The organism is Enterococcus sp. S86.2, assembly GCF_059834485.2.
Genome location: NZ_CM206813.1, coordinates 876,439 through 893,076, shown reverse-complemented (window position 1 = coordinate 893,076; position 16,638 = coordinate 876,439). Strand labels below are relative to the sequence as shown.

The 16,638-nt window shown below is 37.9% G+C and carries 16 protein-coding genes; 5 read left to right on the top strand and 11 right to left on the bottom strand.

Going from position 1 to position 16,638, the window contains the following annotated elements:
- Positions 1–195: 195 nt before the first annotated feature.
- Both nrdD and nrdG read left to right on the top strand, forming a co-directional pair.
- The gene (gene nrdD / locus AC6R0T_RS04040; protein ID WP_206903831.1) at positions 196–2,385 is read left to right on the top strand and encodes an anaerobic ribonucleoside-triphosphate reductase; all 2,190 of its coding nucleotides are present in this window, start codon (positions 196–198) and stop codon (positions 2,383–2,385) included.
- A gap of 121 nt (positions 2,386–2,506) precedes the next feature.
- Entirely contained in the window at positions 2,507–3,109 is a 603-nt protein-coding gene (gene nrdG / locus AC6R0T_RS04035; RefSeq protein WP_303754466.1) for an anaerobic ribonucleoside-triphosphate reductase activating protein, read from the top strand.
- 225 nt (positions 3,110–3,334) lie between these two features.
- On the opposite strand, the gene dinB is transcribed toward nrdG, so the two are convergent.
- From dinB to dnaX, 10 genes are all read right to left on the bottom strand, one after another.
- Positions 3,335–4,453, bottom strand: coding sequence for a DNA polymerase IV (gene dinB / locus AC6R0T_RS04030; protein ID WP_303754467.1), 1,119 nt, complete (start codon positions 4,451–4,453; stop codon positions 3,335–3,337).
- A gap of 116 nt (positions 4,454–4,569) precedes the next feature.
- Positions 4,570–5,457, bottom strand: coding sequence for a 16S rRNA (cytidine(1402)-2'-O)-methyltransferase (gene rsmI / locus AC6R0T_RS04025; protein ID WP_303754468.1), 888 nt, complete (start codon positions 5,455–5,457; stop codon positions 4,570–4,572).
- Between the two features lie 77 nt (positions 5,458–5,534).
- A complete protein-coding gene (locus tag AC6R0T_RS04020) occupies positions 5,535–5,876 on the bottom strand; it encodes a DNA replication initiation control protein YabA (RefSeq protein WP_034864815.1) in 342 nt (113 codons plus the stop codon).
- Positions 5,863–6,744, bottom strand: a complete 882-nt coding sequence (locus AC6R0T_RS04015) for a PSP1 domain-containing protein (RefSeq protein WP_206903828.1) — start codon at positions 6,742–6,744, stop codon at positions 5,863–5,865. The genes AC6R0T_RS04020 and AC6R0T_RS04015 overlap by 14 nt, the downstream gene beginning before the upstream one ends.
- 57 nt (positions 6,745–6,801) lie before the next feature.
- Positions 6,802–7,740 carry a DNA polymerase III subunit delta' gene (gene holB / locus AC6R0T_RS04010; protein ID WP_303754469.1) on the bottom strand — a complete coding sequence of 313 codons (939 nt, stop codon included), beginning with the start codon at positions 7,738–7,740 and terminating at the stop codon, positions 6,802–6,804.
- Positions 7,741–7,752: 12 nt separating this feature from the next.
- Positions 7,753–8,082, bottom strand: a complete 330-nt coding sequence (darA, locus tag AC6R0T_RS04005; protein WP_206903826.1) for a cyclic di-AMP receptor DarA — start codon at positions 8,080–8,082, stop codon at positions 7,753–7,755.
- Between the two features lie 150 nt (positions 8,083–8,232).
- Complete coding sequence (gene tmk / locus AC6R0T_RS04000; protein WP_206903825.1) at positions 8,233–8,871, bottom strand: dTMP kinase; 639 nt, start codon at positions 8,869–8,871, stop codon at positions 8,233–8,235.
- Between the two features lie 61 nt (positions 8,872–8,932).
- A complete protein-coding gene (gene recR, locus AC6R0T_RS03995; RefSeq protein ID WP_206903824.1) occupies positions 8,933–9,529 on the bottom strand; it encodes a recombination mediator RecR in 597 nt (198 codons plus the stop codon).
- A gap of 41 nt (positions 9,530–9,570) precedes the next feature.
- Positions 9,571–9,885: a YbaB/EbfC family nucleoid-associated protein gene (locus AC6R0T_RS03990; RefSeq protein ID WP_206903823.1), complete on the bottom strand. Its 315-nt coding sequence runs from the start codon at positions 9,883–9,885 to the stop codon at positions 9,571–9,573.
- A 32-nt stretch (positions 9,886–9,917) separates the two neighbouring features.
- Entirely contained in the window at positions 9,918–11,792 is a 1,875-nt protein-coding gene (gene dnaX / locus AC6R0T_RS03985; protein WP_206903822.1) for a DNA polymerase III subunit gamma/tau, read from the bottom strand.
- Between the two features lie 208 nt (positions 11,793–12,000).
- On the opposite strand from dnaX, the gene AC6R0T_RS03980 reads away from it, so the two are divergent.
- The 3 genes from AC6R0T_RS03980 to AC6R0T_RS03970 all read left to right on the top strand — a co-directional run bounded on the left by AC6R0T_RS03980 (position 12,001) and on the right by AC6R0T_RS03970 (position 15,431).
- Positions 12,001–13,239, top strand: a complete 1,239-nt coding sequence (locus AC6R0T_RS03980) for a DUF7130 family rubredoxin-like protein (RefSeq protein ID WP_303754470.1) — start codon at positions 12,001–12,003, stop codon at positions 13,237–13,239.
- Between the two features lie 243 nt (positions 13,240–13,482).
- Positions 13,483–14,631, top strand: coding sequence for a TFIIB-type zinc ribbon-containing protein (locus AC6R0T_RS03975; protein ID WP_303754471.1), 1,149 nt, complete (start codon positions 13,483–13,485; stop codon positions 14,629–14,631).
- The gene (locus AC6R0T_RS03970) at positions 14,628–15,431 is read left to right on the top strand and encodes a TPM domain-containing protein (RefSeq protein ID WP_303754472.1); all 804 of its coding nucleotides are present in this window, start codon (positions 14,628–14,630) and stop codon (positions 15,429–15,431) included. Before AC6R0T_RS03975 ends, AC6R0T_RS03970 begins: the two co-directional genes overlap by 4 nt.
- Positions 15,432–15,542: 111 nt before the next feature.
- Here the strand turns inward: AC6R0T_RS03970 and AC6R0T_RS03965 are convergent, their stop codons facing one another.
- The gene (locus tag AC6R0T_RS03965) at positions 15,543–16,514 is read right to left on the bottom strand and encodes a pyridoxal-phosphate dependent enzyme (RefSeq protein WP_230708941.1); all 972 of its coding nucleotides are present in this window, start codon (positions 16,512–16,514) and stop codon (positions 15,543–15,545) included.
- Positions 16,515–16,638 lie beyond the last annotated feature (124 nt).

Below are 16,638 nucleotides of genomic sequence, written 5' to 3'. Positions count from 1 at the left end.
ACACTAGATATAGTGTTTAATAGTATTAAATCAAAACAATGGCACTATATATAGTTGTGTTTTTGGTTGCACCTGACTTACTTTTCGGCTATCATATTATGTGAGTTCAGACACAATAGTCTGCTGATTAAGCTGGTCTTTTCTAACTAGTTAACAGTAAAGGACATGGTTTAAGAAATAAAGGAGTGAGCAAAAATGATGGATTTAAAAAATGAGCAGCTAGCACGCGAGGTGCATCCCCAACTGCAAACCATTAAAATCATTAAACGAGACGGACGCCTAATGGATTTTGATGACCAAAAAATTTACGATGCTTTGGTTAAGGCAAAACAACAAATTCACGGTGAATTATCCCCGATTGATCATGAACGTCTATTAGAAATTGTTGAGCGGATTGATGCTGAAATTGGCCAACGCTTTTCAACCGATGTCAAAATTTATGAAATCCAAAATATTGTCGAACACATCCTTTTAGAAAAAGGCGAATATGAAATCGCAGAAGCTTATATTAATTATCGCACCCGCCGCGATTTTGACCGTAGTAAGGCAACAGATATTAATTTTACAATTGGGCGTTTAATTAACAAAGATCAAAGTGTCGTCAATGAAAATGCCAATAAAGACAGTAATGTCTTCAATACACAACGGGATTTAACAGCCGGCATCGTTGGAAAATCGATTGGCTTAAAAATGTTACCGACACATGTCGCAAACGCACATCAAAAAGGTGATATTCATTACCATGATTTGGATTACCATCCCTATACCCCTATGACCAACTGCTGTTTAATTGATTTTAAGGGCATGCTAAATGATGGTTTTAAAATTGGCAATGCAGAAGTAGAATCACCAAAATCAATTCAAACTGCCACTGCCCAAATCTCACAAATTATCGCCAATGTAGCTTCTAGCCAATATGGCGGTTGTTCTGCTGATAGAACTGATGAGTTATTAGCACCTTTTGCAAAATTAAATTATCAAAAGCATATGCAAGATGCACTAAAATGGATTGAAAATCCTAAACGTCGTGAAGAATATGCCAAAGCAAAAACCAAAAAAGATATTTTCGATGCGATGCAAAGTTTGGAATATGAAATTAATACTTTATTTACTTCAAATGGTCAAACTCCTTTCACTTCCCTTGGCTTTGGCCTTGGGACAAACTGGTTTGAAAGAGAGATTCAACGGGCTATTTTACAAATTCGTATTAATGGCCTAGGAAGTGAGAGACGAACTGCTATTTTTCCAAAATTGATTTTTTCAATTAAAAAAGGCGTTAATTCTAACCCCACTGATCCAAACTACGATATTAAACAATTGGCTTTGGAATGTGCGACAAAACGGATGTATCCTGATATTTTAAACTACGATAAAATTGTTGAATTGACAGGCAGTTTCAAAGTACCAATGGGTTGCCGTTCTTTTCTACAAGGTTGGCAAGATGAGTCAGGGCAAGAAGTAAACGTTGGTCGGATGAATTTAGGTGTGGTTACGTTAAACTTACCTCGTATCGCATTAGAGGCTGCTGGTGATCAAGATAAATTCTGGACACTTTTAGAAGAGCGTTTAGCAACTGTAAAAGATGCTTTGGTGTATCGCGTAGAGCGTTGTAAAGAAGCAATCCCTGCAAATGCCCCAATCTTATATATGTACGGTGCCTTTGGTAAACGTTTAAGCCGGACCGATGCCGTGAATGAATTATTTAAAAATAAGCGGGCAACTGTTTCATTAGGTTATATTGGCTTATATGAAGTTGCTTCTACTTTCTTTGGTGGTGCTTGGGAAAATAATCCGACTGCAAAAGACTTTACTTTAAGTATTGTCAAATCGTTGAAAGCTCACGCTGATGATTGGGGTAATGAATATGGTTACCACTTTAGCGTTTATTCAACGCCAAGCGAAAGTTTGACAGATCGTTTTTGTCGTTTGGATACTGAAAAATTTGGTATCGTTGAAAACGTCACAGATAAAGAATACTATACCAACAGCTTCCATTATGATGTTCGTAAAAACCCAACGCCTTTTGAAAAATTAGACTTTGAAAAAGATTATCCAAAATATTGTTCCGGTGGCTTTATTCACTACTGCGAATATCCGATGTTGCAACAAAATCCAAAAGCTCTAGAAGCTGTGTGGGATTATTCTTACGATAAAGTTGGCTATTTAGGCACAAATACGCCAATTGATCACTGTTATGAATGTGGTTTTGAAGGTGACTTCACCCCAACAGAACGCGGCTTTGAATGTCCGCAATGTGGCAATCACGATCCTAAAACCTGTGACGTGGTAAAACGAACTTGTGGTTATTTAGGTAATCCCCAAGCGCGCCCCATGGTACATGGTCGTCATAAAGAAATTTCATCCCGCGTAAAACATATGAAATAAGGCCACTTTTATGGAAGTTAGAAAAAATGACCCGAACTCAGGCAACTGATGCTCGGGTCTTATTGCAAAAAAGTAAACCAGCTTAGCTAAATAAGCGATTAACAGAAAGAAGGCTTTTTTTATGCGCAACCCCAAGCCTAAAGAATGGCAAGCAAGTAAATATAGTAAAAATTATATTGCCGACTATAAAGCATTTAATTTTGTCGATGGTGAAGGTGTCCGCAATAGTTTATATGTCAGTGGTTGTCTTTTTGCCTGTGAAGGCTGCTTTAATAAAGCTGTCCAAAACTTTAACTACGGTACTCCTTTCACTAAAGAATTAGAAGATCAAATCATCACAGACTTATCTCACGATTATGTTCAAGGCTTAACGCTATTAGGCGGTGAACCTTTTTTAAATACAAGTGTTTGTTTACAAGTAGTTAATCGAGTAAAAAAAGAATTTGGTGAAAAAAAGGATATTTGGAGTTGGTCTGGATATACTTTTGAAGAGCTATTGCAAGAGACTGACGACAAATTGGAATTGCTAAATAAAATTGACATCTTAGTAGATGGGCGCTTTGAACTAGACAAACGAAATTTAAATTTACAATTTCGTGGCAGTAGCAATCAACGAATCCTAGATGTCAAAAAATCATTGGCGCTTGGAAAAGCGGTTATTTGGGATAAATGTCACGATGCAACAGAAAATTTTGAACAAATAAAAAAACAAGATTTAATCTAGCCCTCCATCGCTTAGCTTCACAAAAATCAAACAATTGTCCCACTCACAAAAAAGTAGGATTTTCCTAATTTGCCTTATTTCTTAAAAGGCCTGCACCTGAAACAAACGATATAAACTTTTGTAAAGTAATTTATTTTCGTGAAAATTTTATCTTTTTCTAATAGTGTACAAAAAGTGAGGCAAAATAAAAATTCTGCCTCACTTTTTACGTATATTTACATTCCATTACTTTTCATCTTCCCACAAAGGTAAGGTCATATTTTCAAAAGTCACCGGATCCAAATTCGTCACCGTCACCCCTAAAAGGCGAATTCCCTTTTCAATGCCTGCAACGTCTTCCCAAATTAGACTAGCTTGAGAAAAAATCATTTGTTTATCAATTAAATAAGTAGGCAGTGTCTTTCTTTTGGTTACCGTTTCATAACCAGTATAGCGCACTTTTAAAACAATCGTTTTACCATGTTTGCCCACTCTTTTTAAAGATGCTGCAACTTTTTCAGACAATTGTCTCAGCTGCGTTAACACTTCTTCTTCTGTAGTAAGCGGGTTGCCATAAGTATGTTCTTTTCCAACTGACTTTCGCTGTCTTGTCACGGCAACCGGTGCATCGTGTATTCCCCGCACTTTTCGATACAAAGAGTAGCCCATTTTACCAAAGGTTTGAATTAACTCCATTTCTGTTTTCTCGTATAAGTCCGCACCGGTAAAAATTCCCATTTCATTCATTTTGGGGACTGTCTTTTTTCCGACTCCATGAAATTTTTCAATTGGTAAAGCCTTTAAAAAAGTAATCGCATCCCGTGGTGGAATAACCGTAATCCCCTGAGGCTTCATATAATCAGAGGCCAACTTAGCTAAAAATTTATTATAGCTAACTCCTGCTGAACAAGTAAGGTGAACTTTTTGCCAGACTTCTTTTTGAATTAAACGGGCGACCTTCACGGCTGAAGTACTGTTCACTTTATTTTCTGTAACATCTAAATAAGCTTCATCAATGGATACTGGCTCAATAATATCGGTATAACGGGTAAAAATCTGACGAACTTCTTCTGAAACTTTTCGATACTTCTCGTGGTTTCCCGGTACAAAAATAGCCTTGGGACACAATTCATACGCTTTTTGTGCACTCATTGCAGAGTGGATCCCATATTTGCGCGCCTCATAATTGGCAGTCGTCACAACTCCTTTACCCCCAGTATCGCTGGGATGGCGTGCAATAACTAAGGGATGCTTTGCTAAATCGGGATCGTCTCGTTCTTCAACAGAAGCAAAAAAAGCGTCCATATCAATATGAATAATTTTACGACTTGTATCATTCTTTAAAGGAAATTGCAGCTCCCCCATACCCTCACCCCACATTCTAACTTATTATACTAACACAAACAAACGTTCGCAAGTTTTCTCGTTAATAAAAAATTTTTTTAATAATACGTTAGTTTTTAACAAAAAAATCAGCCGCTTTAATCGGCTGATTCGAAGATTTCATGATATTTTTTATAAACAACTTGCTTTTTAACTTGATTATTTTGTGCTACTGTTTTAATCGCTTGATTGGGTTTCATCCCAGTTTTAACTAAATTTTCTACCTGCTCTTTCAAAGATAACATAGCCGTCTCAGCAGATACATCATCTTTTCTGCTACCAGAAGAGCCTGCTACCATTAAACAGCACTCACCTTTTACAGCATTTTCTGCCAAATAGCTAGCTAATTCCACCAGATTGCCCCGTAAATACTCTTCATGTACTTTGGTCAACTCACGGCAAATAACTGCCTGTCGACTGCCAAAAACTTCAGCTAAATTTGCAACGGTTTGTTTTAAACGATAAGGTGATTCATAAAAAATTAAAGTTGCCATCTCGTTTTTCAACGTATTTAAAACTGTGAGCTGTTCACTTTTCTTGCGGGGCAAAAAGCCATAGAAATAATTAGGTTGCGGGTTTAGCCCGGAGGCAATTAAAGCCGTTAACCCAGCAGTTGCACCAGGTAGCGCAACAACGTTTATCTCCTCTGCAATACACGCCACCACTAATTCATGACCGGGATCACTAATTGACGGCATGCCGGCGTCGCTTACTTGGGCAATATTTATTCCTTGCTGTAACAAAGTAATTAATTCTGGCACTCGTTCTTTAAAATTATGTTCATGTAAACTTTTTTGTGGTGTTTTAATTTCAAAATGATTCAATAATTTTTGCGTATTGCGAGTATCTTCACTGGCGATTAATTGTACCGTTTTTAACGTCTCCACGGCACGATACGTCATGTCTTGTAAATTGCCAATTGGTGTAGGTACCAAATAAAGCGTTCCGCTTATTGGACTTCCTTTAAAACTGCTTTGCTTTTGCACTTGTTATCACCTTTTCATAAAGTGAAAAAGAATTGATTGAAAAGGATAGAATTACCTTTTAATCAATTCCTCGTCACTTAATTTTGACTTTCACGATATAATACTTCCAAACAAAAAACGCATTGCTCGTCGTTTTCTCTTCTGGCACCATAGGATTCACGGCAAATATGAAAACCTTCTTCATAAATCTTTTCCAAGTTCATCCGGGATTTTGACATACCTTGTTTAACTTCTTCAGCGGCATTTTCTTCTTTTAACTCTTGCAAGTATTCCCGTAGTTTTTGATTTTCTAATTCTAAGGTTGTATTCTTCTCAACAATTTCTTGCAGGGCCGCTTTCATTGCTGTCAATTGCTGTAACGAACTCTCTAAATCTAACTCTAATTTACTTAATCCATCATAAATATCACGTTTGTCCATGCTCACTGGCATCACCTGCTTTTTTTGCTTCATCGGCTGTGGCAGCTAGACTGGCTACTTGTTGCGCCTTGAAGTCTTTTAGTTCCTCATAATGATACTCCACCGGCGTTTCTTTTTGGAATAGCCGCACTTTTACAATCCGACTTAATAAATTCAAACCGATAACTTTTCCCTTGCCATCTGGTGTCTCAATCTCTTTACCATAATCTGGTAATTCTCGTTTTGCCGCTTCATATTCATCATTTTCATATTTCAAACAGCACATTAAACGGCCACACAAACCAGAAATTTTGGTTGGGTTTAAAGATAAGCCTTGATCTTTAGCCATTTTAATCGAAACAGGAATAAAATCACCTAAAAAAGTCGTACAACATAACGGTCTACCGCAAGGCCCGATACCGCCTAATAATTTTGCTTCATCCCGTACACCGATTTGGCGCAACTCAATTCTTGTTCTAAACTCACTAGCTAAGTCTTTTACCAACTCACGAAAATCAATTCGACCATCTGCTGTGAAGTAAAAAATCATTTTACTCCGGTCAAAAGTATATTCAACAGAGACTAGTTTCATCGCTAATTCATGTTGTCGTATTTTCTTTTTTCCAATCACAAAGGCCGCTTTTGCGTCTTCTTTGTTTTGGGCTGCTCGTTTTAATTCTGCGCTCGTTGCAATATGTAAAATCGGCAGCACTTCATCAGGTAAATCCCCACTGTCAATTTCCACTTTAGGAATGACAACTTCTGCCATTAATTTGACTTGTTGGGATTCAACTATCACTTTTTCTTCATAACGATACTCTTGATCTTTACCAGGACGATAATAATAAACGTGACCTGCTTCTTTATAGCGGACTCCCACTACTTCCATTTAATTCCCTCCCTTACTTTAAATTTTAAAAGCTCGGTAACTACTCCCTGAACTTTTTTATGAAAGACGAACAATCCGCAAAACCAATTGTTCACATACATTTTGAAAGGCAACATTGGCCCGTAATTTTTGTTCAGCTTGCAAGATCAATTCTAAAATATCGTTAACTTTTTGCAGCTGCGGCAAGTTTGCCACTTCTTTTTTTCGTTGTTGGCGAAAATAAAACAACAACATTTGTAATAATGTAAACTGTTGCTCTTTTTCTTTTGCCAAAGGCGCCAACTTCTTTTGAACAAAAATAAAGGCTTGTAAATCTGCTTTTTCAAGATAGCGATGCCAAGTTAAAACAGCATCCTTAGCACTATTAAACCATTCATCTTGTGAGAATTCAATTGCTTTTTCAAAGCTATTGGTAAGGCTTGCAAGTAAAGTTGCACTTTTTTCCCCCACCCCTTCAGCGACCAAACTTTCAAAAAGGTGTGTCTTTGATAAGGGGGTAAAGTGGATAAGCTGACAGCGGGATTGAATCGTTGGTAAAATGCGTCCTAACGCACTGGTCTCTAAAATTGCTAAAAGGCCTGCTTGGGGTTCTTCTAAAAATTTTAACAAACTATTCGCTGCGCTAACGTTCATTTTGTCCGCATCTGAAATAATGAAAACTTGTCGCTTTGCTTCAAACCCTTTTTTACTAAATTCAGCCTGGAGTCGTCGTATCTGATCAACTTTAATCGTTTGCCCCTCAGGCTTTATAACTTGAACATTCGGGTGCTCGTTTAACTGAATCCGGATGCAATTATTGCACACATTGCAAGGCTCGTTAGCTACTACATTGGTGCAAAAAAGACGTTTAGCCAGCCACATACTCATTTGATGTTTACCAGTGCCACTCTCCCCTTCAAAAAGATAAGCATGAGACATACGCTCATGCTCAATACTTTTTTTTATTTGGGCAAAGACCTGGGGCTCATTTTTTAATAAAAATTCTTGCTCCGTCATTTTACTTGCTCCTTAATATTGATGGAAACCTTCGACTGGTAGAACAAAAACTGTTGCGCCACCGACTTCAACTTCGACTGGATAGGGTACTTGTCCGTCTAGGGAAATATCTAAAGACATGGGGGTTGAAACATACTGTTTTCGTGACTGACACGTCTTTTTAATCAATTCAAGTGCTTCTTGCACCCGTTCATCTTCAATCCCGATAATAAACGTACTGTTACCAGCTTTTAAAAAGCCGCCGGTTGAAGATAGTTTTGTGGCCCGAATATTATTGTCAATAAACTCGTTAGCCAAACGGTTACTATCTTTATCTTGTACAATTGCCATAACTAATTTCATAAAAATTGCCTCCTTTTAATTGGAAAGACTTCACAAACTGACGTGACTGCAATGTATTCAGCTAAATTATTCTAAGAAAAGCTGGCTTGCCTTTGTGGATACTCGCTTTTCCAGTAAATCGCATTTCATTGTATCCTATGCTTTTGTTCTTTAGAAAAATTGAGGATATGCTTCAGTGATGGCAGTAAAACTCGCATCCACTACATCTTGTAAACTCATTCTGGCATCAACTTTGTGAATCCGAATGGGATCTTCTTCGGCCAATTTCAAATAGGCATGACGCACCCGTTGATGAAATTCCAAACTCTCAATTTCCAAGCGATCCGCTTCACCATGACGGGAATTTTCGATCCGTTTTAATCCTGTGTCTGAATCGACATCAAGATAAAGAGTGAAATCTGGCTTTAAACCTTCTGTTGCAAATTCATTAATTTTAGCAATTTCCGGAATACCAATTCTGCGTCCAGCTCCTTGATAGGCCAAAGAACTATCTACGAAACGATCACAAATCACGATTTTACCAGCGTTTAAAGCAGGCATAATAACTTCAACTAAATGTTGACGTCTGGCTGCTGCATATAATAAAGCTTCTGTGCGATCATCCATTTCTTCATTACGAGGGTCTAAAATAATTTTTCTGATTTTTTCAGCGATTTTTACACCACCGGGTTCCCGCGTTTTAACGATGCCGCGTTTGGCAATCAGCTGAATCCGAGGAAATAATTCATTAACAACGCTCGTTTTTCCTGCGCCATCTGGTCCTTCAATCGTGATAAATAATCCGTTCACAAGTTTGTCCTCCAATTATCTATTAACATTATTGTACAAAAAAATTATAAATTTTGAAACTTTACAACTCACGGCGTCCTTCCACTGCTTTTAAAAGGGTTACTTCATCGGCATATTCAATATCACTGCCGACAGATAGACCGTGAGCCAATCGGGTTACTTTAATTCCAGCTGGTTTAATTAAGCGGGACAAATAAATGGCGGTCGCTTCTCCTTCGGTCGTAGCATTTGTCGCCAAAATTACTTCTTTTACTTCATCATCATGTAATCTTTTCAAAAGAGTTGGCACGTTAATATCTTCTGGTCCGGTTCCTTCCATTGGCGATAAAACGCCATGTAAAACGTGGTATAAACCGTGATACTCCCGCATTTTTTCCAAAGCCATCACATCTTTTGGTTCTTCGACAACTAAAATTGTACTGCGATCCCGAGTTTGATCGGCACAAATTGGACAGGGATCTTCTTCTGTGATATTGCCGCAAATGCTACAAAAATGTAGGTCCCGTTTAACACTTAAAAGGGATTTGGCAAATTCATTGACGACCTCGTCTTTCATATCGATTGTATAAAAAGCTAACCGTGTGGCGGTTTTTTGTCCAATTCCGGGCAGTTTCATATAGCTGTCAATTAATTTGGCAATTGGTTCTGGGTATTGCATAAACATTTCTCCTTAAGCTAAAACTGCTGTGCGACACTTTTTTAAAATCCTGGCATACCTTTTGTATATTTTCCTAACGTTTGTTCGGTTTCTTTTTCGATTTTACTTAAAGCATCATTGACTGCCATCATGACTAAGTCTTGTAGCATTTCACTATCTTCTGGATCAATCACATCAGAGACAACACTTAAGCCAGTCATTTTTTTATCGCCAGTAAACGTCGCTTTTACATATTCATTGGTTGAAACACCAACAAATTCTTTTTCATTTAAAGCCGCTTGTGCTTTTGTCATTTCCTTTTGCATTTTTTGTACTTGTTTCATCATGCCTTGCATATTTCCCATGCCACGCATCATATTAACCACTCCTTCAATTTTTAAAATTTAGACTAATCGTCGATTACTTTGACCACATCTGAGCCAAATAAAGCGACTGCTTTTTGGGCTGGATCTTCATCTTCTGTAGCAGTCGCATCTGGTGGCAAATGATTTAATAAATCGTCATCTAAAATACCAGCTTCCACTAAATCTAGCCCGTTATTTTGCGCTTGCCTATTTTCATTTGCAGCATTTTCGACTACTTTTTCTTGCTTGTTTGCTTTATTTTCTTCTTTTTGTGAATCATCATCAGCTAATAGGCTGCCATTTTTTTGCGCTGTCACAAATTCGCGCCTTAACTCTTGCCAAGCAGCACTGGTTAAATAGACCGGCTGCGGCGCATAATCTGGGATCATTTTGCTCAAATTATTGCCAATGAGCTGACTCATCTCCTCATCGGCAATAGCTTTTTGACAGATAATTTCATAATCAAAGGTCACGACAATTCCATTTGCACTAGCAGCTCGCACTTGCCCTTGCCGTAAAACTGCTTTTTTTGTAATCGGTAAACTTGCCAATAAATCTTCCCAGACGATTTGCGTTTGATGTAAATTATCTTTTGTTGCTGCTTTCAAAACGTTAAAGACTTGATTTCTGGGAACGCGCAGATTATTTTGCTTCCGATTATGATTTTTTTCCGGAGCTTTTGAAACGGTTGGCTCCTGCTTCACCACACCTGTTGATTGGAGTTGTTTTACCTCTTGTTCCAATTGTTCAACTTTTTGTTTTAAGGCAACAACTGAATTATCCGCATTTGATAGCGCAACTGGCGTGTTGGCCTCAGTTGAAGCTATGGCGGTAGTCGTTTTAATTTCAGCTAATTTAACAATACAGACTTCCAAATAAATTGTGGGGGAATTTGTAAAACGGACTTCATTTTGTGTCTCATTTAAAATTTTAATCCAATCAAAAATCTGTTGGCTACTTAACTGCTCAGACAAGTTTTTAAAAGCAGTAGTTAAATGCCCTGCCTTTTGTTGCAGTAATTGTGGCGCTTTTTGATACAATAATAAATCGCGACAATAAACCAATAAATTTTCAAGTAACCGCTGCGCTTCTTTTCCTTCGGCTAAGATAGCTGCTAAATCCGTTAAAGCTGCGCCGGCATCATGACTTAAACAATGGCCTAAAAGTTGATCCATCATTTCATACGTTAGACTGCCTGTAACTGCCATAACATCAGCTAAAGTAATGGTCCCATCAGCAAATGAAATTGCTTGATCCAACATCGACAGGGCATCTCGCATACCCCCTTCGGCTGATTGTGCAATTATTTCTAGGGCTTGCTCTTCATAAGGTTGATTACTTTCTTCTAAAATATATTGCATTCGTCCCACGATTGCTTTGGTGTCGATGCGTTTAAAATCAAAGCGTTGCGTTCGAGAAATGATTGTCGCCGGAATTTTATGAGGCTCGGTTGTCGCTAAAATGAAGACAAGACTTTCTCTTGGTTCTTCAAGTGTCTTTAATAACGCGTTAAAAGCCCCCGTTGAAAGCATGTGGACTTCATCGATAATATAGACTTTATATTTACCCTTGGTAGGGGAATAATTAGCACGCTCGGTTAAAAAGCGAATTTCGTCAACGCCATTATTACTAGCTGCATCGATTTCAATAACATCATCAAATTGGCCGTTCGTAATCCCGCGACAATTTTCACATTCATTACAAGGCTCTCCATCATGACTATTAGGACAGTTAATCGCTTTAGCAAAAATTTTGGCTGCACTGGTCTTCCCTGTTCCTCGTGGTCCGGTAAATAAATACGCATGGGAAATCTTCTGTTGGCTAATAGCATTTTTTAAGGTTTGCGTAATCGCGTCTTGTCCGACTACGTCATCAAAACGTTGTGAACGCCAAACACGATATAGGGCTTGATAGGCCATTTTTTGCCTCACTTCCTTTAAATTCACTATTTTCTATTATACGCAATTTCTGATAAAAAAACTAGTTTTGCTCTGTTCTTTTATCAATTCTAAAACCTTGTTTAAACAAAGCAGGCAGTCTGTTGCACCTATGCTATAATTTTATTATAGTAGGCGCTTTACTACTATTAAAAAAAGTGCCACGAAATAAAAAGGAGGATTTTTGAGTATGGGAATTATTAAAGCTGCAGCCGGAGCTGTGACAGGCGGTTTAGCCGATCAATGGCTTGAGGTGATTGAACCTGCTGATATGGGGGATAACACTGTCTTAACAAAAGGCATTCAAGTTAGAAAAGATGCCAAGCGTAACGCCAACAAAAAAGGAACAAGCGACGTTATTACAGATGGTTCTGTCATTCATGTTTATCCAAATATGATGATGCTTTTAGTTGACAGTGGGAAAATCATTGACTATACCGCCGAAGAAGGTTATTACACAGTCAAAAATGATACCGCTCCTTCTCTTTTTAATGGCTCTTTAAAAGATGCCGTTAAAGAAACGTTTAGTCGCGTTAAATTTGGTGGAACGACACCGCAAAAACAACAAGTCTTCTACATTAATTTACAAGAAATTAAAGGCATCAAGTTTGGCACCCCTGCACCGTTAAATTATTTTGATAATTTTTACAATGCGGAATTGTTTTTAAGAGCCCACGGAACTTATTCAATTAAAATTACCGATCCGATTTTATTTTATACAAATGCAATCCCTAAAAATAAAGAGCAAGTGGAAATTGACGACATTAATGAACAGTATTTAAATGAGTTCTTGACTGCTTTACAGACTGCTATTAACCAAATGTCAGCTGATGGCGTCCGTATCTCTTATGTTCCGTCAAAAAGTATGGAATTAAGTAAATATATGGCTAATGTTTTGGATAGTGATTGGAATACTTTGCGAGGAATGGAAATTGTAGCCGTTGCACTAGCAAGTATTTCTTATACCGATGACTCGACTAAATTAATTAATATGCGTAACGAAGGTGCTATGTTAGGCGATCCAAGTATTCGTGAAGGATACGTACAAGGATCAGTGGCACGAGGCATGGAAGCTGCTGGCAAAAATGATGCCGGCGCAGCAACGGGATTTTTTGGCATGGGAATGGGGATGAATACAGGCGGGACTTACCTAAACCAAGCTAGCCAAAACAATCAACAACAGCTAAATAATCAACAACAAAAACAAAATGAAAAAGCAGATGACAATACATGGACTTGTCCGCAATGTGGCACAGAAAATACCGGTAAATTCTGCAGCAATTGTGGCACACCAAAACCAGCTGCATCTGGAAAAGTTGATTTAAAAATGAAATGTAGCGAATGTGGCAGTATCATTGATCTTTCCAATGGAATTCCAAAATTCTGTCCGGAATGTGGCAAACCATTTAAAGGCGTCCCCATTGATTAAGCAGTTGTAACAGAATTGTTACGTTTAAAAAATCAATGAGTTACTATTTCACATCAACGTAGCTGACTTATTGCAGCTAGTCAAAACAATAAGTCGGCAAATCCCAAAATAGCAACTCATATTTTTATGATTGTTCGGCTTGGTTTAAAAAAGTTAACCTTAAAACACCACTATTTAAAAAAAGAGTTGTGACAAGACTTTTGTTATATCGCTAACACCTGACAAAAAATAAGGAGTGACGCCATGGACGCCTTAACACATAAATGTCCCAATTGTAACGGTGCGCTAACTTTTGATCCCGATGACCAAAAGTTTCATTGTCCTTATTGCGGTAGTATTTTTACCGTAGATGAGTTAAGCGCATTTGAAGTAAAACAAGCTAGTTCACGAGACATATCCATCGATAACACAAAAACAATAACGCCCCCCACTACCACAGATGAAACTACAAGCAAAAAAGAAAATGCAACACTTGATAATTCACTAGCAGATACGACCGTGGCAGATGAAGGCACAATGGAGCTCTACCTCTGCCCCAACTGTGGTGCTGAAATTGTAACAGATGCTACCACGGCGGCAACTTATTGTTATTATTGCCATAATCCCGTCGTCTTAAAGGGCCGTTTATCGGGGGAATTTTTACCAGACAAAGTCTTACCCTTTGCAATTGGAAAAGAAAAAGCAACCGCAGATTTTCTAAATTGGGCTCAGAAGAAATTTTTTGTGCCAAAAGATTTCTTTAACAAAAGCCAAGTAGAAAAACTGACGGGAGTGTATTTTCCTTATTGGCAAGTTGATGCTAAAGGCAGCGGCAGTTTGACGGGAAATGGTACTTCTATTCGTGTTTGGATTGTCCGTGATATTGAATATACCGAAACCAAACAATACGCTATCAGTCGAAAAGGAAACCTTATTTTTAAAGAACTTGTTAAAAATGCTTTAACAAAAAACACGCCACAAAAAATGGTCACAAGCGTCCAGCCTTTTCCGCTAGAAAAAGCAGTAACATTTCAAAATCAATATCTCGCCGGCTTTCAAGCTGAAAAACGCGATATTGAATACGATAGTTTAAAAGATGAAGTAACAAACGAATTAGCTGATTACGGTGAAAAAAAGTTGCGAGAAACAGTGGGAAGCTACACAACCTTTACCAAAACTCAGCAAGATCTCAATTTAACAGAAACTAAAGCCTCTTATTTGTTGTTACCCGTCTGGCTCGTTACTTATCGCAGTTCAACTAATGATGAGAAAGTTTTTTATTATGCGATGAATGGCCAAACTGGAAAAGTGAGTGGTGTTTTGCCTATCAGCTACAAAAAATTAGGACTGGTATCAGCAGGTATTTTCTTAGGGCTGTTCGTATTGTTTTTACTAGGAGGTTATTTCCTATGAGAAAACTTTATGGTAGTTTAGTTCTTATTGTCACCTTGTTTTTTTCTTTAATTGCGTTACCTGCTCATGGTGCAGTAAGTAACGTTGAAGATGCGGCTAATATTTTTGAACCAAATCAACTGAGTCAATTAAATGAAGGCGCAAAAAAACTCGGCCAAAAAATAAAAGGCGGCATCTACATTGTAACAACGACAACCAATGAAGAAGAGCCTCGTACTTTTGCCAATGAATACTTGCGGGATAAGGTCGGAAATAATCAAAATGGGGCCGTCTTTTTAATCGATTTGAACCAACGGGAAATGTACATCGCCACGTCAGGAAATATGATTGATTATTTAACAGACAGCAGACGGGAAGATTTTTTTGATAAGGTTAGTTCCGAAATGAGTAATGGCGATTATTACGGGGCTAGCATAATCTTTCTAGAGCAAATGACCGCCTATGTAAATGCTGGCGTACCTGGTGGACATTATCGCATTGATGAAGAGAGTGGCAAAATTACCTATTACAAAACAATCACCCTTTTAGAAGGACTCATTGCTTTTGCTTTGGCATTCGTAGGAAGTATTGCCTTTTTTATTATCGTTAAATCGCGATATCAATTAAAATTAGGAACTTATAAATATCCTTTCCGTCAAAATACACAGCTGGAACTAACGGAAAATGAAAATCGCTTAATTAATTCTTTTGTCACCACCAGGCGCATCCCTAAAAACAACTCAAGTGGTGGCGGCTCTGGCGGCAGTACTACAAATTCTAGCGGTGGCGGTACCTTTGGCGGCGGTGGTCGCGGCTTTTAAAAATAAAAACTAACTCTTAGTCACGTCACGTAAAAGTGACGACAGCTAGCTAAGAGTTAGTTTTTTTTATAAACAAATAAAAAAATTTTAATGCCGTTTCCCCAAACTTACTTAAATAATTTCTTTAAAAACAGAAAAATCAATATTGCCACCAGAGACTACTGCGATCGTTTTTTTTCCATGAAGCAAGTGATCAATATGACCACTTAAAATTGCCGCCGTACTTAAGGCACCAGCACCTTCTGCAATGACTTTTTCTTTTAAGGCCAAATAATGGATCGCTTGTTCAATCTCTTCTTCTTCTACCAGCACTGTTTCATCGATTCGATCTTTCAAAATTTCATAAGTTAATTCACCGGCAAGAGCCACATCACAACCATCAGCTAATGTTTTATGACTACGATTGGCAATTAATTTTTGCTGCCAAATTGACGAAATCATACCATGAACGTGATAAGATTGCACACCAATAATTTTAACTTCTGGTCGATAAGATTTAATGGCTAACGCTATTCCTGCAATTAACCCTCCACCGCCAATGGGTACGATAACATTATCAACTTCAGGCAAATCTTGTAGTAATTCAATTCCAATCGTTCCCTGACCTTCCATAACTGCACAATCATCAAAAGGCGAGACAAAAACTTCACCACTTTTTGCTGCTTTCTCTAGGGTTTTTGCTTTTGTTTCATCAAATGTTTCTCCGACTAATTCAACTTTAGCACCATAATTCTCTGTAGCAGAAATCTTAGTTTTGGGTGCACTTTTGGGCATAAAAATTCGTGCATCAATCTTCAGCAGTGAGGCTGCTAGCGCCACACCTTGGGCATGATTCCCCGCCGAACAGGCAATAACACCGCGCCTTTTTTCTTCAGGTGTTAAGGTTGCTAGTTTATTATAAGCTCCTCTAGCTTTAAAAGAGCCAGTGCGTTGCAAATTTTCTAGTTTTAAATAGATTTCACCTTGTTTTTCCTGGCCCAAAATATTACTCGGTGCCAAAGGTGTATGAATCATTAATGGCATTAAGCGTTCATAGGCTTTTAAAATACCGTAGAGTGCTTGGTTCTGTGTTTCTGAAATCATTTTTTCACCTTCTTGTTAGCGTTTACAAGCAAATTAAAACATGAAATACGGCAAATAGCAATGGTCTTTAAAAAAAATAAAAATAACAAGAGTGTTGAACTAAGCAACTTCACTCCTGCTATTT